Origin of the sequence: Leptospira tipperaryensis (assembly GCF_001729245.1) — a bacterium.
Lineage (GTDB): Bacteria > Spirochaetota > Leptospiria > Leptospirales > Leptospiraceae > Leptospira > Leptospira tipperaryensis.
In genome coordinates, this window is sequence record NZ_CP015217.1 from 2,947,708 (window position 1) to 2,968,186 (window position 20,479).

The following is a 20,479-nucleotide window of genomic DNA, read 5'->3' on the forward strand; positions in this document are numbered from 1 at the left end:
AATTATAAAAATGACAAAGGAATGTTAAACCGTTTTCGACGCTTCGAGCTTACCGTTTCTCCGAAGAGCGTCTTCAAAAAAATCGGTTTCAATCCTCTCGATCGCGGTTAAGATCATTTTCATCTCTTCGTCGGAAAGACTTAAGAAAAGTTCTTCTCCTTTTTGCAGGATCGATAGACCGAGGCGGATCCCTTCGACTTCTTCTTTTGTATATGTTTTTGTTTTGTGCTCCATCCTGGAAACGATCGCCTTCATCATCGTTACGATCTTTTGTAAAAGTTCTCTGTTGGAAAGAGTTCCGAACAATTTTACGATATCGTCTCGAAATTGGTCCGCTTCCTTTTTGGGGACCTGCGCGATGATTCTATCAAAGACGATCGGGTCCTCGGGGTTGTTTCCTTTTTTTAATTCTTCTTTTGTGAACTCGAACATCAGAGCTTCAAAATGTCTAGCGGTTAGATAAGAATTCAATGCGGCAAACCCTGTCTTAAACGCGGCTCCGAGATGTCTTCCAAAACTAAATGCCGCCGCACCGAGCGAACCGATCAGACCAAAAACCTTCGATGGGCTGTGAACAAAACCCGAGAGAGAATGGAACGCACCGTCAAGCAGAACCCTTCCTTCATACTCGGGATAGAGTAATTGCAGAAAGTATTGGAGTAGAGTATCGATGACAGGTCTTGGAATTTTTACGAGGTCGGAATAACGTTCTAAGTTGGATGGAGAATATCTTTGAATGAGAGAAGCACGATACGCACGGATCAAAATCGGAAAGTCCGGATCCTGAAGAATATTTTTCATACTTCCGGAAGAATCCGATTCTACTTTCTAGAGTAAACTAGAAAACGTATTAGGATTTGAAAGCCGCGAGATACTGAAGAGCCGCATCGGGAGGCATAGGCTTGCTGTAAAAATAACCCTGCCCTTTATCACAACCTTCCTTCTTCATCAACTCTCCGACTTCGGCGGTTTCGATTCCTTCCGCGACCACGGTCATTCCGAGTTTGTGTCCGAGATCAATCGCAGCCTGACAGATAAAGAGAGCTTCCTTATCGTAGGGAGCAACGCTTACAAAAGAACGATCGATCTTGAGTTCCGTAAAAGGATAACGATGAATTTGTTTCAAGGAAGAATAGCCGATCCCAAAGTCGTCCACCGAAAGGCCGATCCCCCGAATTCTAATTCTTGTAAGAATATCGAGCGTGGACGTTATGTTTTCCAAGAGTTGAGTTTCCGTAACTTCCACGATGAGCTGATTGTTTTTCAAACCGAAACTTTCGATCATTTTGGAGATTGTTTCCGGCAGGATCAATTTGTTCAAACTTACAGGAGAGATATTCACGGCGACCGCGATTCCCGGGAAGTCACGATTCCAAATCGAACACTGACCCAATGCTTGGAGAATCAACTTCTCAGTCATCGCATCCATCAGGCTTGGATAGGATTCTAAAGTGGGAATAAAAGAATCCGGAAAGATCAAACCTCGAACCGGATGATACCAACGAACCAAGGATTCAAAACCGGCGATCGCGCCCGTTTTAAAGTTAATCTTCGGTTGATAAAAAAGAATAAACTGTTCTTCCCGAATCCCCTCTTCGATTTCTTCGGGAGAAATGGCGGAGGAAGGTTCGGTCGCGGCTCTTTTACCCGTAAACGAAAGAGTCGCAGTTTCATTCTTCTTATCCGAGATCAATCCCGTTAGAACTCTTTGATATTCTTGAATACGAATCGGCTTTTCTAAAACACCCGAAATTTTTAGACCGTATTGAATCGCAAGGGCTTCCGCGCTTTGTAAAACCCTTCTATCCGCGCCGCTAATAAGAATCACGGAGACCGCCAATTTTTTTCCGGAGAGCATCCGCAAAACGTCGACCCCGTCGACTCCCGGAATCATCAGATCTAAAATGATATACTGAGTATCTTCATTTAACTTTTCAAAAAAATGACCGGCCTCGTGTGTGATCGTGACTTCGAAGCCGCATTGTTTCGCTAAATCGCCGAGGATTCCTGCGATTTCTTCTTCATCGTCGAGAATCAGGAGATGGGGTTGTGCGAGCTGATTCATGAATGCCTAATTTACAATTTGGCGAAATGATTCTCAAGAGATTTTCGAGAGATCGGCCAGTGGAATGCAAAAGATTTTTGAAAGACCTCCGAAATTTCGGAGGTTGAAAAATAATAAATTTCTATCATAGAATTGCTCCTCGCGGCTCTTATGGCAAACTCCTTCCATTCCAGGAAACGATTCTGCCAGGTTTCAGAAATCAAACAAGATTCTTTTTCTAAGATACGAGGATCCAAACCTAAGTCTTTAAGATCGGAAACCTTATGGACCGCATAACCCAGACTTCTTAGATAATACGAAATCCAATCGGCAAACGGACCTTCCGTATAGAAATAAAAAATTTCTCGAGTTGGTTTTTTGGAATTTTCAGACAACGGGGGTTCCGGCTTTAATTCAACGATGGGAAAGTAGAGATAGAATTCGGTTCCCATTCCCGGATTGGATTGAAAAAAAATGTGTCCCTTACTTCGTTTTACAAAACCGTAAACCATAGAAAGCCCCAATCCGGAATTCTTTCCTTTCGGCTTGGTCGAGTAAAAAGGTTCAAAGATCTTTTCTTGATCTTCGGGTTGGATCCCGACTCCCGTATCGGTAATCTTCAATAGAAAATAATTTCCATCTTCGAGTCCCGGAATCCCTTTTTGAAAATTGGAAACAATCCTCACCGTTTCCACTAAAATTTCTCCACCCGTAGTTTCTAATGCTTCCATCGCATTTTGCAAAAGTTGTCCAAGACAATTCGTAAATTCCAGACGATCGAGTAAACAACGGTCCCCGAAACCTTCGGGATCAAACGTGACTCGAACGTTCTCCGGAAAAATTTCCTGGGAATTTTTTAAAGAATCCAGAATCAGCACATTAGGATCGGTAGGTTCTTGGTGAAGAGATTGTTTTCTTGAAAAGTTTAGAAGTTTCTTATTTACTTCTGCGGCCCTCATCACCGCGTTTTGTGCGGACCGAATTCGGTTGATGATCTCCGGTTGTTCCTTACATTGCATTTCCAAAAGATCCAAATTGGCGATGATGATATTAAGAATATTATTAAAATCGTGCGCGATTCCGCCGCCGAACTGTGCGATCGTCTCCATTCTCAAAGCGCGAGCGGCTTCTTCCGAAAATCTTTTGATCGGAGATGATGTTTGTGTTTGATTTAGAATCTGAACGTTTAAAAACTCTTTGGAAAGAGCGCGTGCCGAAAAATTTCTTTTTTCTAGGAAACCTGCAAACCCGGATTCCATTGCGAGGGTTTCGATTTCGTCTCTGGAAAGTCCGGAAACCAAAATCGCCGGGACCGGACCGACCAGGGAACGAATGTCGCTTAACAAATCGATTCCATTCTGAGATCCCAAAAACTGATCGAGCACATAGATTTGATTTTTAGAAGGAACACCGGACCGAAGAGCCGTAAGCGCGCTCTCACCGTCCTTGTAATGAGTGACTACGTATTTTGGAAACGGAATATCGTTTAGATATTCTTTAAATAGAATCGCGTCTTCCTCGTCGTCATCGACCAGAAAGATCGCAACCTCGTCCGGAATCCGATCAGGCATTGGGAAGCTCCACGATCTCCAACCAGTATTCTCCGAGGGTCCGAATCGTTTCCATAAATGCTCCGAAGTCCACAGGCTTTCGTATAAACGAATTCGCTCCGAGATCGTATGTCTCCAACATATCTTCTTCCTCTCTGGAAGTAGTAAGAACGATCACTGGAATTTTTTTAAATTTGGGATTCGATTTGATCGTTTTTAGAACTTCCCTTCCGTCCATTTTCGGCATATTGAGATCGAGAAGAATAAACCCGGGACGGGGATACTTTCGAATATCAGAATATTCTCCTTCGTTCTTTAAAAAATCGAAAAGCTCTTCTCCGTCTTTTACGAAGTGAAGCGGGTTGATCAGATTGTTTTCGCGAAATCCATCGGTCATAAGAAGCCGATCATCGGGATCGTCTTCCGCGACAAGGATGTGAATGGAACTATGTTTTTTTGTTTCCGATTTCATACGATCTATTCCGTATTCAGAACGCCGGGAAGATCCACATAAAAAGTGGAACCTTCTCCGAGTTTACTCTGAGCGTGAATCCTTCCCCCGTGAAGTTCTATAATCTTCTTACAAACCGCGAGTCCGATCCCATTACCTTCAAAATCTTCGCGACCGTGAAGCCTCTGAAAGAGCGTAAAGATCTTCTCTTCGTGTTTTTTGTCAAAACCGATTCCGTTATCAAAAAAAGTAATTTGAATCCAATTCCGCTCCATGGGATGGGGAACACACTGAATGATCACTTCCGGGATTTTGCTCTTATTGAACTTCAAGCCGTTTTTGATCAAGTTTTGAAACACCATTCCGATCTGAGCGGGATCGCACCACGCAAAGCCTACGTTTGACTCGATCACCTTCGCATTTTTTTCTTTGATATAAATTTCCAAATCTCCTACGGAATCCTTGAGGATCTTTGTCAAATCCGTATATTGAAAAGGTTTGGCCTTGCTCTTGATTCTGGAATAAGAAAGAAGACCTTCAATCAGATTGGAAAGTCTGTGCGCGGAAGAAGCCATTCTCTGAAGATAATCCACGGACTCAGGATCTAAGTTTGAATTCTTCTTCAACAAACGATCCCCGAAAGCCATGATTTTACGAAGCGGTTCCTGGAGATCGTGAGAGGCGATAAACGCAAAGTCTTCCAGATCCGCGTTGGAACGTTTCAACTCCTTTGTAAGAGTTTCGAGTTGAACCTGAGTCCTCTGTATTTCCGTAATGTCTTTTCCCGTTGTGTATATAAGTCCGTGTTCCTTTGAGAAGGTGACCTTCCAAAGAATACTCTTTACCTGACCCTCTTTTGTAACGTATCGAACCGATTCGGAAATGTTCTGTTTATTTTTACGAAATTCTTCTCGGATCTTCAGCATCTTTTCCCGGTCGTCAGGAAATACGAGTTCTGACAAATCCGTAGAAGTAAATTCTTCCGGAGTATAACCGAGAACGTCCGTCCAGGCTTGGTTTCGTTCGATCACTTTTCCCTCGAGTGTGGAAATCTGAAACATATCGCCGGAAAGTTTGAAAAATTGATCCTTCTCTTCTTCGGCTTCCTTATTTCGAAACAAAACTTCGACCTGATCGGAAATCAATTCAAACATTTGAATATAAGAATCTCCTGAATCGATTTCAATATGAGTACAGAATTCCAAAACGTAACTTTCGTGACCGGTCTTAAGCGGCACCGCGATCCAAGATCGGATTCCCGATTGAACCGCCTGTTTTGTCCTTTTAAAGTCGGATTCTTTTTGAATGTCTTCCGAAAAAAAGATCTTATCGGTCGAATACACCTTTCCGATCAAGGCTTCTCCCGGTTTAAACCTCGTATCAAAGGAAAGAATTCTATATCGTAAGAATGTGGCATCGGAAGAATGCCAAGAAGCGTTTTCTTCTAAGATCAGTTCTCCTCCTTGGTATTTCCAAGTCTGTGCGAATTTCCAAGGTGTTTCTCTGCATATTACTTCGAAAAGAATTTCAAAGGATTCTTTTACCGTAGATGCCTTCGGAATTCTCAAGGAAATTTCTTTAAGAACATTCTGCTCAGTTTCTCTTCTTCGTTTTTCGGTGATGTCTTGAAAAAAAACGGAAAGACCTTCCTCGAAAGGATATACCCTAAATTCTACGACGTTGCCCGTGAGTTCGTCTTTGAATTCGAAAAAGACCGGCTTTCGAGAATAGACCGCGAGCTCGTATTTCTCTCGAAAAAACTGAGCGGAAACGTCCGGATATAAATCCCAAATATACTTTCCGATCAATTCTTCCCTTGTTTTTCCTAACGTGACAAACGAGTGTTTGTTCGCGGAGATAAATCTCCAATCTCTGGAAAGAGAGAAATAACGATCGGACATACTTTCTATGATCGATTGTTTTTCGGCCCGGTTTTGTTTGAGGGCATAGTTGGTTTCCACCGCGTCGGAAACGTTGGAAAGAATCGCGAGCACCGCATCGGAATCTCCGTAGGAAATTCGATTCGCGGAGATTTTCATATAAAGAATTTTTTTATCCTTTCTCCAGTGCCTCCAGATTCCGCGGGATTGAATCCCGTTTTCCTGTGCAAAATTTTTGCTTACCGATTCGATATCGGTTCGATCCTCTTCCGGACGGATATCGAGAAGATTCAGGGATTCGAATTCTTTTCTAGAATAACCGTAGAGATAAATCGCGGCGTCGTTTACGGAAAAAAATTTTAGAGTGGAAGGATCGAATAAAAAAGCGGGCTGAGGAAGTTTATAAAAGATGCTCTCAACCCCCTTGTCTTGTTCGGTCTTTTCGATCTCGCCTTCCTTCGCCAAAGTTTCGAACGTATAGAGTCTATAACGATAGTCCCCTTCCCTAAACAAATCCTTCCAAAAAAGCCGAAGAATCCATTCTCCAGATATTAATGTTTCAAAATATTCTGATTCTTGAATATTTTTAGTGAGAACGTTATCCGTAAACTCGGCGTAATTACGAATCGTTCCGTGCAGATGAAATAAAAAGGAAGCGAAGTTATCGGGAATCGCATCGTATCGGTTAAATTCCCAGAATCTAAGACATTCTCGAGAAAACAAAACCCTTCCGCTCGAACGATCCTCGATAATACAGTTTTGTTCGTGGAAGGAAGGAATCTCGTTTGAAAATTCTTCCAGGGTTTTGATAGGAGAAGGTTGCATGTCGGCTTCTAAAGAAGGACAATTCTAACTTCTTTACTGTGGACATTTCAATTAAAAAACGCTAATTAAGAATTTAGTTTTTTCTTAATTTCGCTTTTCCAGAGATGAACCTTCTTTTTTCCCGTCTCGTAGCCGATATCGTATAACTTTTGAAATTGGTCCCAATCAAAAGTGGAGTAACCTCCCACGGGAAGTTCAATGTAGAGATCCGAATTGTCTCTCGTTCGATTGAGAGTATTTTTACTCGAAAGCATCAGAGAACGCATCATAATCTCGCCGAGCCCGGGATACTTGCTCTTCAAACTTCGCCTCGTAAGATGGTGAAAGAAAATTTTTAGAAAAGAAGGAGCTTCTCCCAAATACTGCGGACTTAAGAGATCCCGATAGACCAGGTCCTTATCGATCTGCCCTCCTCCGCCGAGGTCGACCGAAATCAAAATACCCGCGCCTTTCTCCTTCAAGATGGAACCTGGAAGATTGTCGAGCAAACCTCCGTCTACAAACAGTTCTCCGTTTTCAGAAAAGGGAGGAAAGATTCCGGGAATAGAAGTGCTCGATCGAACGGCCTTCCAGAGCGATCCTCTGTCAAAAACTTTTCGTTCCGCTCTCGTTAGATTACAAGCGATCGCGTAGAACGGAATCGGAAGTGTCTCGATATTTCGATCTTTAAAAAATTCATGGATCGCATGCGAATAACGTTTTCCTCTGACGAGAGAAACGAATGGAAACGTAAAGTCTCCTAGAATATTTCTATCCAACCAAAAATCTCGGATGAGAGGAAGAATATCCGAGGAACTAAGACCCATCGCAAAGAGTCCGCCCATAATCGATCCCGCACTCGTACCGGAAATCATATCCACCGGAATGTCGTTCTCTTCAAAACATTTGAGAAGGCCAAGATGAGCAAAACCTTTAGCGCCTCCTCCGGCAAGAGCGACCCCGATACTATTCCCAGTGAGTTTTCGAGAAAGCCTTCCGAAATCGGCGGGCACGTCTCTTCGAATGATACAATGTGAAATTCCAGAAAATTCCTGTAAGATCGATTCGATTCTTTTCCAATTTTCAAACTTAGAATCGATTAAGAATACGATCTCTTTCTGAATTTCTCCGGGTAATAGACTCTGAGCGGTTGAAAAGTCCAAACTCGGACTTCGATCCGGATCGATCAGGATAAGAATCCGATCCGATTGGCGAAAACAGGTTTCTCTCCAACCCGGATGATGCAATTCCGTTTTAAATATTAGTTTTTCATAATGCTTTTCCAGTTCGTAAAACCAGTGGACCAAATCGGAAATTCGATACGTCTGCGAATCCTTTGCAACCTTTGAGGAAGACTTACTTCTATATTTGTGAAAGGTTTGTGTATCCACAAGAAGAGTGTTTCCAAAAGATTTGAGTCCGTTCTGAAGAGATCTATAAAAATTTTCAGTGGATTCCTTATCGGCGCCGAGAGGAAACACGGAAACGGTTCGAACCGAATTTGCTTTTTGAAACGCTTTGTGTCGTTCCTCTCCTAGACGGTGTGCGATCGTTCCCGTAATTTGAAAAAGGGCATCCGGAGAATTTGCAAAACTTTTACGAAAGTCTTCTCTCGAAATTCTTACCACTTGACTCGTCCTCGAGGATGTCACCGTCGCGGATCTTTTGTCCCCGCTCAAAAGAGACATCTCTCCGAGGATATCTCCTTTACCGAGTTCTCCTTCCGCGAGAACCTCTCGATTTTTAGAATGGACGGTCCACGAAAGTCTACCCGAAACAAGAATGTACATGGAATCGCCCACGTCTCCTTGTTTGAGTAGAATCTCCCCTCCGGGTATTACGAGCCATTCCATCCTGGATTCCAAATTCGATAATGTCGCTTTATCAAGATGAAACAATAATTCGACTGAAGATAAAAAATCCAAAAGTTCTTTTCGGGAAGGTCTGAGTTTGGATAAATGAAAAAGATGGTTTTCCCTCTTGAGATCGGCGATCCACTTTTTCCAGTGCGCGAGTTTGGCTTCGATTCTTAAAAGATCGTCCGGTTCTATATAAAGAATTTCTGATATACCCGAGTAGAGAACCTTATCCGGTTGAAATAGAAAGTAATCTCCGGGAAATAAATCTCGAAGAATCAAACTGCGTTCTTCCGTGTTTAAAAGCGTTTCCTCCAACTTCCCGTTTAGAACCAGACAGAGCGAACCTTCTGGGACAATTCCAAGCGAGGCAGTTTCGTCGTTCCATTGGATCGATCGAAGACGTTTTCCGATCGATTCTTCCTCTTGAGCGCCCTTCGAAACGGGAAAATTAGAAGAGGTTTTCGCGCGAAATCCCCTGAATACTTTGAGAAGTTTTTTTTTGGATTCGGGAGAGTTACTACTAGATCGAGCCACCGACTACCTTCATTTTAAAATTTGAATTCCATGGATAAAAAATCATCACCAATCCCTCAAGGAGTCATAGGAAGACTCGAATCCATCAGCCTTTGCAAAAACAAAATCAACGTTATGCGCGAATAGAAACGGAGCGAAAATTTGATATCTTTAAACATGTCAAAAACAGGACCGTTGCCGATGGATTTTGATAACGTGAGTCTATCGAGCTTGTTTGAACTCTCCGAGAAATCCACTTATTTTTAACTCTATTTCTATAAAATAGTTTTCGAGTTTATAAACTCAATGGTTTGAACCCTCAAAGTGAACTAAAATGAAAGGATCTAAAAACAACACTTCCAGTAGGTTGCTCATGTCTTACGATCTTTATTTCGCGTGTTCGATTCAGTATATCGCATTCGGTTCGGTTTATTTTATCAAAAGGAGGAGACCCTTTCATAAAAAGCAGGCTTTGATTCTTATCTTGATCGGCTTGAACCTGCTCATATTCTCCACTCAGAATTATTTCTCGGATAAGATTCTACGTTTTGTAGGCGATTTTTTGTATTCATTCTTTACAATCGCCGGAACGATCATCATCTACACGGTTTGTAAAGAATCCTTTGAGCCGGGAGAAAAAGACAGAACTGCAAATCGGAACCAAAGTTCCTTTGTTAAGGAGCTCTTTACCATCGGATCGATCGCGCTTCTTTCGAGCATCCTGATCGTCTCATTGTGGAACCAACCGAAAAGTCATTCTCTTCCCAATCTTTTTGTTTCAGTCAGTGAAATTTCGATCCTGATTCTTGTCTTCTATTGTCTCTACGTTCAATTCTTTATCAAAAGTTTCTACGTAAAAAAAGGTCTTCGGTTGATCTATTTTCTTATCGTATTGATGCTCATCGAAAAGATAAATTTGTTTTTCCCGGGACACTACCAAGAACCCGTAATGAAGATCGGAGGGATTTTTTATATCGTCTCTCCCATCTTTCTGTTCAGCAATTTTATCCAATTCCCTTTTAAAAAAGAAGAATCCGGAAATCGGACCGTAACACAGATCGTTTCAAAACCGGTCTCGATTGAACCCGCAAGCAATTACTATATTACGAATATGGATACCGATAAAATGAAAGAGAAACTCTACGATCTCCTGGAAACCGAAAAGATTTTTTTAGACGAGGATCTCAGACTTCCCTCGGTTGCGGAAGAGATGGGGTTATCCACTCATCAGTTGTCTGCCTTTATCAATTGTCATCTCCAAACAAACTTCAACACGCTTGTGAATATATATCGAGTCAAAGAGGCTATGAAATTACTCAAAGAAGAACCGTCCAGATCCGTGATTTCCATAGGAATGGCGGTCGGATTCAATTCGGTTTCCACGTTTCAAAGAGCGTTTTTGAATATCGTAAAGATGAGTCCGAGCAAATACCGGGCGAACTCACAAGTCGAGATGGAAATAGAGACGGATCTGTCGATACATCCGACGGACTCCGTATCCGAGAATTCGACCATAGTTTGCTAATGTCTTATTAAAAAGATGGGTTTCGATTTGTTCTACTTTCGAACGGAGACCTTTTGGAACTCCGTCCCAATTTCGAAAATGACTCCGAAACGTTTTTTCGGGAGAATTTCGTAAATATCTTTTATTTCAAAGCTTGAAATCGATCCGGATCATTCCGTTCTTTTAGAAACAAGAACCCGAAGTTTTTGTATAAAAGATTTATTTTTTCGAGTCGAAAAAAGAATAAAACGAATCCCCGACTTTCTAAATTCAAAATGAACGAGATTTTAGGTTATATATTCAATCAGTATGTCGGCTTTGGCGGAGTTCTCTCGCTCGTATTCGCGTTGATTCAGATATTAAAAGGAAACAGTCTAAAAAACTTCATTCTATTTTTGATCTTTGTCTCGATGGGATTTTTTTTGATCAAAGGTTTGGTTTTATTAAACGGGTTGGGACTTTCCTTTTCTCATTTTTTCTCCTTCGAAATCTTTTTTATCTTTTTGATCGGGCCTTCCCTATTTATCTATTTTAATCTTTTGCTTTTAAATGAAAAAGTAAACCTGCGTCTTTTACTTCCGCATTATATCCCCGCGGTTTTATTTTTGATCGGTTATACGATCGATACGGTCTGTCTCATTTCGACAAACCGTCCTTTGAATGATTTGAATGAGAAATTCGAAAGCAGATACGATCTCATCTACGGAGTCTCGACCTTAATCACCCTCGCTTATATGTTGGTGATTCTTGTGAAGTTTGTTCAATTGTTCAAAGGTAGTATCTCCGAATATCCTTGGTCGAAACATATCATCTCGATCTTGAGCGTCGGGCTCGCCGGAGTTGTCACCAATCTTCTTATAGACTTTCGATTCTTATTCTTCCTAAATTCAATCTTTGCCCAGCTCTATTTTTTAGGTCTGAGCGTTCTCACTCTTACCGTTCTCTATGCGTTTGTGATCAGCCAGGTCTATCCGATTACGTTCAATATCGTTTCGGAAACCTTCCAAAAGATGAGCTATCGAAAAAGTACACTTCAAAACATCGATCCGAACGACTTAACGGTTCGTCTCGAAAAACTGATGTACCAAGATAAGGCATATCTCGAAGTCGGCATCACTTTAAACCAGCTCGCAAAAAAGTTGAATATCAAATCGCATCAACTCTCTGAATTTTTAAACAACAATCTCAATAAGAGTTTTTTTACATACATCAATCAATTTAGAATCGAAGAGGCAAAAAATCGTCTTCTCACCGAGAAAGGAAGTTCGGTGATTAAGATTGCTTTCGACTGCGGATTCAATTCTCTCTCCGTCTTTAACACCGCATTTAAAAAAGAAGTCGGCATGACTCCTTCCCATTTTAAAAAGAAAAATTCTTAAAGTAAAAATTCTCTTCGATTCTTATCGCTCCGAATAAAAACAAAACCCGTAGAATCATTCTCTGTTTTTTTGCATGGAATAATTTATAACGAGAGGCGTTTTATAGAATTGAGAGATCTTTTATTCGATCGCTGTTATCTTCAGAATATCCTTATATTTGTTGTTGGTGGGAGTTATGAAGGAACAAAATCTGCCGTTTCATTTTTTCATTCTATTTTTTTGGAAGATCGGATTTCTTCCATTGATTCTTCTCTTCGGTTTTTCAAACTGTCTGACGGAGAAGGGAAAACAAAATCAGTCCATTTTCTTTTTTCCATCGGGGATCACCTTAGCTCCTCCGTTGAAGGGAAGTCTTACGTATTCCTCTTCCAATCCGATCTACGTTAGCGGTCAGACCGGAGCCATCGAATATGTTGACGTTCAGTGGAGCAGTTCTATGAGAGGTTCGTATCAGATTCGATACGGTTCCACCAACTGTTCGGATGGAAACTTGGATAGCTCCGGTTCCGTTTCAGCTTCGACTTCCACAACTTCGCGGATCCACGCGACGGCAGGGGTGGTCGCTCTGAATCCGGGAAACAACTCGGTTCGGATTTGTCTTTTCGACGCAGTCGGCTCGACGCTCTGGGATTCTTATTCTCTAACGGCTACGAGAGACGACTCAGCTCCTACGGTAACCTTTACTCCGTCGGCGGGAACTTACGGTTCCTCCGCGCCGAGTGTATCCATTTCTTGTACGGATACGGGAAACTCCGGATGTTATAAGACTGCATATCGAACCGACGGAACCAGCGCTTCGATTTCCAATACCGGAACCGCTGGCTCGGGAAGCTCGCTCTTTTCCTCCGCGATCACTCTCTCAAACAACACTACCACGAACTTCAGCGCTCTCGCCGTAGATAGAGCGGGTAACGTAGGTTCGACTAACAGCGCTTCCTACGTCGTCGCTTTTGGAAATCCTACGATCACGATCGTTTCTCTGAGTAAAAGTATCATCAAGAATTCGGACAACTCCACTCTACGTTGGAAATCGGACATCGCCGGAAATTATTCGATTCGAGTCGGAGGAAGCGATTGTTCCACCGGAACTTCTCTGAGCACCGGATCCGCGACGGCAAATACGAACGTCGATTACGTCGTCTCAGGCACGGACCTCGTCGCGGGAGCCAATACTCTTAGGGTTTGTTTGACAACGGCGGGTTCTAACTTGGGAACGAGTTCGACTGCGATCACAAGGGACGACGTGGCCCCTCAGGTCATCGCGGTATCTCCGGTTCTAACGCCGAACTCGACGGCCTACGCGTTAAGCGTCACACAAAGAATCTTTAGCCTTACCTTCAACGAAGATATGGATACGTCTTCGACCCCCAATCCTCAGCACAGAGATCAGACCACGGGTGGAGATCCGGAAATCAAATGGCCCGGTGCTATAGGATCCTGGAGCGCGGATAAGAGAACCTATACTTTAGATATTCGGAGTAACCTACCGGAATGGCATAAGTTCTATCTCCTCTACAACAGTCTTTCTTTTAAAGACATCGCGGGGAATGTCGTAGTTTCCAGTCCCACCGTTTCCGTAGTTTCCGGAAATATCTCCCTCAATTATGGAACGATCAACGATACTCGAAATCTTTTGACCTCGGATACGAGACAAACCCTTTGCACCGATGTAAACGGAATCACCATCGCTTGCGCCGGAACCGGCCAGGATGGAGAATCAAACGTGCTAACTTCCGGCTTGCTCGCTCCGGGATTCTTAACCGGCTTTCCAAACGACTTCGTTACCGTTGATACAAAAAATCTTAGGTATTGGAAAACCTGCCTCTATGATTACGAATGGAATGGTACAACCTGTGTAAAGACCTGCGCGGTCGATCAAATCTGGGACGGCACAACCTGCGTAACGGATCTTGGAAATCCATATAAAACGTTCAATCGTTCCATAGAGGACTGTTCCAAATTGAATATGAGAAACTCGGGCAACGGTTATGCAGGCAAGAAAAGTTGGAGGGTTCCCACCTTAGCAGAATATTACACAATTCTTGAATACGAAGGAAGTATAGGCAACGAGGTCATTCCTGAAACATACTTTCCCGGAGTTCTCCGGAACAATTACCAAAGATATTGGACGAGCACAAACGCGATCACGATCAGCGCTTCCAATCGTGCTTCGCTTTCACCTGCAATCGATCCTTTATCCAACGGCCCGATCAACTATGCGGCGATTTCTTCCTTACAATCCTGGGGCGCATGGTCGGTCTCAGTGTTTGGGGGAGTCACTCAACCCAACAATAAATTAAAGGACACTTCCTGGAATTGGCCTTCTTACAATTTTACTTCTCTCTGTATTGCGGATTAATTAGGAGTTAGAGATGCAATTAAAACACAAACGTATTTTCCTTCCTGCTTTTACCGGCATTTGTATTTTATTCGGATTTTTATTTCCCATGTATCCGTATGGAGGTCCGTTTTCGGATAACCTAGACGGAACGATCTCGGCGGGTGACGGACTCGTCTGGCAGAAATGTTCTATGGGACAAGGAATCACCGTTTGCAGTTCGCCTGCGGCGACAACCTCGGATTGGAATACGGCTTTAAACTATTGCAATTCGCTTAACTTAACCGGACGGACCTGGCGTCTCCCGAACGTTAAGGAACTTTCAAGTATTTTGGATTACGGAAAGACTTCCTTTCCGATCATCAATACCACTCTATTTCCGAATACTTCCGGAAACTATTACTGGACTTCGACCTCAGGGGTTTCGAGCGGAACCAGCCCCAATACCGCCACCGATAACGATCCTGTAGCCTATATCGCCACTTCGAACAACGATAACGCCTATCGAATCGCAAAGAATACAAAGTATAGGGCGATGGCATACGTCGTTGATTTCAGAATGGGCGGCATAATCGAGTTCCCGAAAACGAACTCCACGAGCGCGTACGTCCGTTGTATAAGCGGGCCTTGAGTTCTCAGGGGTTTAGCCATCCTTAAATACCTCTTCGAAGCCCGTGACATTGTCCCCCTCTTTCACGGGCTTCTTTTTTTTACGTAACCGTTACAATGAAATGGTTCGCACATCTTACTTCCAAATTGCTAATACGACATGAAAGCCCAAAACAAACTTTCTATAAAAACGGAATGATTGTAAAAAAGAAGGGCAAAAAAATTTCAAACTCATGCAAAGAAACAAATTTTCAAAAAGAGAAAGTTTCCGAACCTTCCAACGAAAAAGTTTTAAATTATCATAAGCCAATTCGCAAAAATAGCAAAGATAGTTTAATGGATGTAAATTATATAACAAGGAGAATTCTGCGTTTAAGTGTGCTATAAAACACTTGGGCCAAGAGAATGAATTTTTTAAAAAGTGAAAGAGAATCTTCGACTAACATCTCCGGAAAAATACGATGCGGCTTTAACGGAAAATGTATCGAATTAGATCCCATCATCCAAGAAGAATTAATAGCCTTTCCCGATCTAAAAGCTAAACTCTGTAATATCGTTGAATCGATATCTCAATTTTCAAATCAAAACCAGAACAACGCAAAGACCTTCGAACTCTTTATGGAAATCGTAAGTGAAAGCGAACAAACCTATCATTTGTACGCGCTCGTCTATCAGAAAAAAGAAGAAATCACATTCGAGCTTACAAAGATACCCGCAGTACCCAACTCTAAAGTAAAGTTAATCACAATCAAACAAAGGATCAGCACTCACAAAGCTGAATTCAAAACGTTCCTAGGTAAATCCCGTTCCGCATTCTTCTTAATCGAAGTTCAATTCGTTTCCGCAAAAGGAGTTCCCGAACCGGAGAACGAATCTTTCGAACAAGTGTTTATGGACCTATCTACTGAGATTTTTACGCTCACAAACGGAAATACAAAGATCATACGATATTCTCAAAATAAAATTTTGGTAATAATACCGGTTGAAAATCAAAAATTCAATCTTTCTGTTCTTTCAAAACAGATCATATCGATTATGGATTATCCGCTTTCTCATAATGAAACGGAATTGTTTTTTAAGATTTCGATAGGCGCCTATCTCATGAAGGATCAAAAAGAATCCTTTAAAAAAATAAGATCCAAGCTCACGGAATCTCTTAAAAAAGCGGCCAAATATCCTTTCAGTCATTATATCCTCGGAGAGCAGGAAGAAGAGATCGAAAGACAAAAGGCGATTCAACTCTATTCCTCTCTAAAAAATTCCATCTATAACGAAGAATTGATACTCAAGTATCAACCGATATTGAATTCGGAAACCAAGAAGATAGAATTTGTGGAAACTCTTACGAGATGGGTTCACTCGGTTAACGGAAATATAAGTCCCGATATATTTATACCGATCGCGGAAACCTCTGGACTCATCCTTACGATAGGAGAATGGGTGATGAAAAATGCGATCAGCGAGATTTCCATTCTTAAAAAAATCTCAGGAATCGATCCTGACTGTAAGTTAACGATCAACGTTTCTCCGGTTCAATTGAATCAAAAAGAAATCACCGAAAAACTTTTGGAATTCGTAAGACGATACGAAATCACTCCGAATCAGATTCTCGTAGAAATCACCGAGACTTCGATTGACGGAGAGGACAACTACGCCCTCGACAGATTGCGAGAACAAGCGGAGATTCTTCATCTGGAAGGTTTTCAAATCGCAATCGATGATTTTGGAAAAGGTCATTCCAACTTTTCAAGACTCGAACAAATACCATCGGACATCGTTAAAATCGATAAGAACTTAGTCTTCGGCGCGTTACGCGATCCATCCAAAATAAAAATCCTAACTTCCATCGTCGGGATTATACATACGATGAATAAAAAAGTAATCTTGGAAGGAATTGAAAACCAGGAATATGAGAAAATCGCGATGGATACCGGCGCCGATTATTTACAAGGTTATCACTACTACTATCCGATGAACATTCAGGGTTTGTCTCAGGTCTTCGAAAACAAACTGAACATAAACCCACGATTACAAAGTTCGAAACGTTAAGCGAAGAGTTACTTTTTTATTTTATCCATCACAAAATACATATCGATCTCACCCTTATTTTTTGCGGGGACCTTACCTCGATACTCGCAGAGAAATTTATCACGAACGAGTTCGTAAGTAAATTGAGAGATGTTGATCTTCCCGGGTTCTCCTTTGGATTCGAGTCTGGAAGCAAGATTGACCGTATCTCCCCAAACGTCATACGCGAATTTTTTCCTTCCTACGATTCCTGCCATCAAGGGGCCGGAATTGATACCGATCCTAAGTTCCCAGGCGGCGTCTCCTTTCGATCGTTTTAACCGATTCATAAAGTCTTGAATTTCCCAAGCGACGTTTACCAAGTCGATGGCGTGGGACGGGGACCGCTTGGGCAAACCGCTCGCGCACATATATGCGTCTCCGATCGTTTTTAATTTTTCAACACCGTGTTTTTCTATGATCTTGTCGAATTCGGAAAAGTAAAAATCCAATTCACGAACCAAATCCGAAGGTTTCATCTTATCCGCGATAAGAGTAAAATTCTTAAAATCGGTGAATAAAACCGAAGCGGATTCGTAATACACTGGTTCAACAACTCCCCTTTCTTTTAACTCTTCCGCAACTTCGTACGGTAGAATATTCAAAAGTAGATCGTCGGATTTTTTCTTTTCAACACTCAGCTGTTGATAGAGTTTTTCTAATTCTTCGTTCTTTCTTTGGATTACGATTCTCGCGGCTTCGACTTCCTGGTTGATCGTCTTTAGGATCGAACCGTGAAAATCTTTTACGTTTTCCAGATTTTTCCTGTATTCCAGTTCTCGATCGAACTTCATTCTTAAAAAACGATTTTCTTTTTTGATCTCTTCGTTTAATTCCTTATCGGAAAGAAGACTGACCGCAATCCCGCTTTCTTTGACGGAAGGAAGACTACGAGTCGTTTCCGCTTCCGTCGAAGTTCCGATCAAAAGAGTGACCATAGTACAGTTATGAAGTAAGCTTCTATCCTCGTTCTCCAAAGGAGCGATTTCGCCGAACGTATAAAAACCGAAAATCGGGATATTCTCCGGTAGATTTCTTTCAAGGATTTGAATTTCCTCCTTTACGCGAGTTCCAAGGAGATGTTTTCGCATGATGCAGGAAAAAGCGAATGCAAGTGTTGGTTGAAATTTTTTCTTCGACTTACTCGAATTTAAGGAAGTATCCTTGAGATCGTCTACGATATAATTACGAAGTGCTTCCGTTAATTGGACTTCGGCACCCTCGGGAATTTCTCCCGCAAAAAGAACACTCCCCTCTTCCTCGTTAAAACCTCCCGGAACCCGTAGATAAAAATGTTCTGAATTTTTTTCGTACACTGCCAAAGGAAATTCGGGAGCCGGAAAAGAATAGTCGCCAAGATAATAGTGGTAATAGTCGATCGCTCGCATATCATCGATTTTTAATACGTTCTTTCCTTTTACGCTTGTCGCGGTCGCTCGTCGACCGATAGGTTTCCACGTGTTGGAAAGACTGTAACTGTATTCGACCGGCCCTGCAAAAAGAAGAATCACGGAAGAATCGGTCAGAACCGTGTCACGATAAAATTGTTTGATCGGAAGATCCGTTCCGAACGGACGAGCGGAAACTCCTCCGAAAACTTTACAACCCTGAGCCAAATTTTTATTCAACGTTTCTACGATGGAATTTGCGGAAAGTGTAAAACTGTCCGTAAAAAGAATGCAGAGTTTTTCCTCTTTCCCCAATCCGTTTTTTGCTTCGCCTAACGCCAATTTGGCGCTATTTTCGGAATTTCCTTCCGGATCGGATCCCTGGCCGATCGAAAACTGAATTTCATCCGAGTAAAATAAAAGAAGAATGACGGAATCGTCGCTGAAACCCAAATCGCTCGTGAGTTCACCTGCGGTAGTGCACCCTACGAGAAGAATTCCGGGAAATTCTCCATTGATGGTTTGAAGCATTAACTCGTGATCGAATCCTTGCCCCGCAAAAACCATCCCGGCGCTCGGGAAATAATCTCCCAGACTCAACTTGCTCTTTACGATCGCCGCGCGAGTGGCGGATAACGTATCGATATCTTCTCCCTGACCGATTCCTACTAAAAGCATTAAAACGATTTCCTATTGGTTATAAATTCCGTAAAATTTTGGTTCGTTCGAGACGAGATAAAGACAGATTCTTACTTGCGAAACAAAGTTGCAAATGTTTTGCGATCGCGCCTATGACTTCTGATCATTTGAAATAATTTTTTTATCGGATTCTTCTTCTTTTAATTTCCAAAGAAAGAACAAACCGAGGATCGGACCGATTGAAAGCAACGTATAGAGATAACGAGGAATCATTGAAACGGATAACACATTTATAATCTGAATGCTTAGAATCGTAATTCCAAAACCGATACAATTAACGATCGTAAGCGATGAGCCTCTCGACTCTTCCGGAGAATTCTGTGCGACCAAGGTGGAAAACAGAGGAGAATCCGCTATCACCACGAAACCCCAAAAAAATAAAAAGCAAAGTAGAAATAGAATCGAATTTGAATATAACAAAAACGGCGAAAATAAACAACAAGTACAGGATAAAAACAAGGCTGAAAATGCGGTCCACTTTAAACCGAAATGCTCTGAAAGAAAGCCGCTCAAAACACAGGCGAGAGCGCCCGATCCGATGATAAGAAAAGAGAGGATGGAAACATTGATCGTGTTATCCGGAAAACGTTGATTGTAGTCGGTAAGCATCAGAGGGACAAACGCCCAAAACGTATAAAGCTCCCACATATGTCCGAAATATCCGAAGGATGCGGATCTAAAATTCGGTTTCTTAAATCCGCGAAGAAACGAGACAAGATTTAATTTCTGCCCGATCTTTCGATACGGACCGTTCGGAACAAATAAAAGGACGGAGAATCCTCCTAAAAAAGACAAGACTGAGGTTGTATATACGACGTACTTCCATGGATAACTCGAAATCATATCTCGTATCAAATGAGGAAGCGCCGTTCCCAAAACCAAGGCCCCGACCAAAAAACCCAACGATTTTCCCAAACCGGAACGAGTATGATCCGAGGCTAATTTCATTCCGACCGGATAGATTCCCGCTAAAAAAAATCCAGTAAGAAATCGAAAAGAAAGAAACGGACCGGGAGATACAAATCCGAATGCAATCCCAAGGTTGAAAAGTCCGGCCAGAATAGAACTTACGAAAAAAACATAGGAAGGTGAAAAACGATCTGAAATCGTAAATACGGAAAAGATCAACGTCCCGGTAATAAATCCGAGCTGAATCGCACTCGTTAGATGTACAAAAAAAGAAGGTTCTAGATCCAGATCTTTCCCAATTTCGGAAACGATCGAATTTCCGACGAACCATAGAGACGTACAAAAAAATTGAGCGATTACGATCGTCGGCAAAAACTTATTCATTCCACGTTAGACTCTTTCCAAACAGTTTGTAAGCAATTTAAAATATTCTGAACCTCGAAATCGATTTTCGAATGTCATCACGATTTTTAATAAAATTAAAT

General features: G+C 42.0%; 13 protein-coding genes. 5 read left to right on the forward strand and 8 right to left on the reverse strand.

From position 1 onward, the window contains the following. Positions 1-24: 24 nt before the first annotated feature. The 6 genes from A0128_RS13785 to A0128_RS13810 form a co-directional block, all read right to left on the reverse strand. The gene (locus A0128_RS13785) at positions 25-801 is read right to left on the reverse strand and encodes a hypothetical protein (RefSeq protein WP_069608043.1); all 777 of its coding nucleotides are present in this window, start codon (positions 799-801) and stop codon (positions 25-27) included. Positions 802-850: 49 nt separating this feature from the next. Further along, complete coding sequence (locus tag A0128_RS13790; protein ID WP_069608044.1) at positions 851-2,065, reverse strand: EAL domain-containing response regulator; 1,215 nt, start codon at positions 2,063-2,065, stop codon at positions 851-853. 11 nt (positions 2,066-2,076) lie between these two features. Continuing rightward, a complete protein-coding gene (locus A0128_RS13795) occupies positions 2,077-3,615 on the reverse strand; it encodes a hybrid sensor histidine kinase/response regulator (RefSeq protein WP_069608045.1) in 1,539 nt (512 codons plus the stop codon). Beyond that, positions 3,608-4,066: a response regulator gene (locus A0128_RS13800; protein ID WP_069608046.1), complete on the reverse strand. Its 459-nt coding sequence runs from the start codon at positions 4,064-4,066 to the stop codon at positions 3,608-3,610. The genes A0128_RS13795 and A0128_RS13800 overlap by 8 nt, the downstream gene beginning before the upstream one ends. Before the next feature lie 5 nt (positions 4,067-4,071). Next, entirely contained in the window at positions 4,072-6,750 is a 2,679-nt protein-coding gene (locus A0128_RS13805) for a PAS domain S-box protein (protein WP_069608047.1), read from the reverse strand. 65 nt (positions 6,751-6,815) lie between these two features. Next, positions 6,816-9,122: a patatin-like phospholipase family protein gene (locus A0128_RS13810; RefSeq protein WP_069608048.1), complete on the reverse strand. Its 2,307-nt coding sequence runs from the start codon at positions 9,120-9,122 to the stop codon at positions 6,816-6,818. A 313-nt stretch (positions 9,123-9,435) separates the two neighbouring features. Between A0128_RS13810 and A0128_RS13815 the strand changes: the two genes are divergently transcribed. The 5 genes from A0128_RS13815 to A0128_RS13840 all read left to right on the forward strand — a co-directional run bounded on the left by A0128_RS13815 (position 9,436) and on the right by A0128_RS13840 (position 16,980). After that, entirely contained in the window at positions 9,436-10,626 is a 1,191-nt protein-coding gene (locus tag A0128_RS13815) for a helix-turn-helix domain-containing protein (protein ID WP_083244130.1), read from the forward strand. A gap of 254 nt (positions 10,627-10,880) precedes the next feature. After that, positions 10,881-11,984 carry a helix-turn-helix domain-containing protein gene (locus A0128_RS13820; RefSeq protein WP_156781845.1) on the forward strand — a complete coding sequence of 368 codons (1,104 nt, stop codon included), beginning with the start codon at positions 10,881-10,883 and terminating at the stop codon, positions 11,982-11,984. A 175-nt stretch (positions 11,985-12,159) separates the two neighbouring features. Beyond that, complete coding sequence (locus tag A0128_RS13825; protein WP_069608051.1) at positions 12,160-14,343, forward strand: Lcl domain-containing protein; 2,184 nt, start codon at positions 12,160-12,162, stop codon at positions 14,341-14,343. A gap of 13 nt (positions 14,344-14,356) precedes the next feature. Next, positions 14,357-14,953: an Lcl C-terminal domain-containing protein gene (locus A0128_RS13830; RefSeq protein WP_069608052.1), complete on the forward strand. Its 597-nt coding sequence runs from the start codon at positions 14,357-14,359 to the stop codon at positions 14,951-14,953. A gap of 383 nt (positions 14,954-15,336) precedes the next feature. Continuing rightward, entirely contained in the window at positions 15,337-16,980 is a 1,644-nt protein-coding gene (locus A0128_RS13840) for an EAL domain-containing protein (protein WP_069608054.1), read from the forward strand. A gap of 8 nt (positions 16,981-16,988) precedes the next feature. Here the strand turns inward: A0128_RS13840 and A0128_RS13845 are convergent, their stop codons facing one another. Continuing rightward, entirely contained in the window at positions 16,989-19,064 is a 2,076-nt protein-coding gene (locus A0128_RS13845; RefSeq protein ID WP_069608055.1) for an adenylate/guanylate cyclase domain-containing protein, read from the reverse strand. A gap of 111 nt (positions 19,065-19,175) precedes the next feature. After that, complete coding sequence (locus A0128_RS13850) at positions 19,176-20,378, reverse strand: MFS transporter (RefSeq protein ID WP_069608056.1); 1,203 nt, start codon at positions 20,376-20,378, stop codon at positions 19,176-19,178. Between the last annotated feature and the right edge of the window lie 101 nt (positions 20,379-20,479).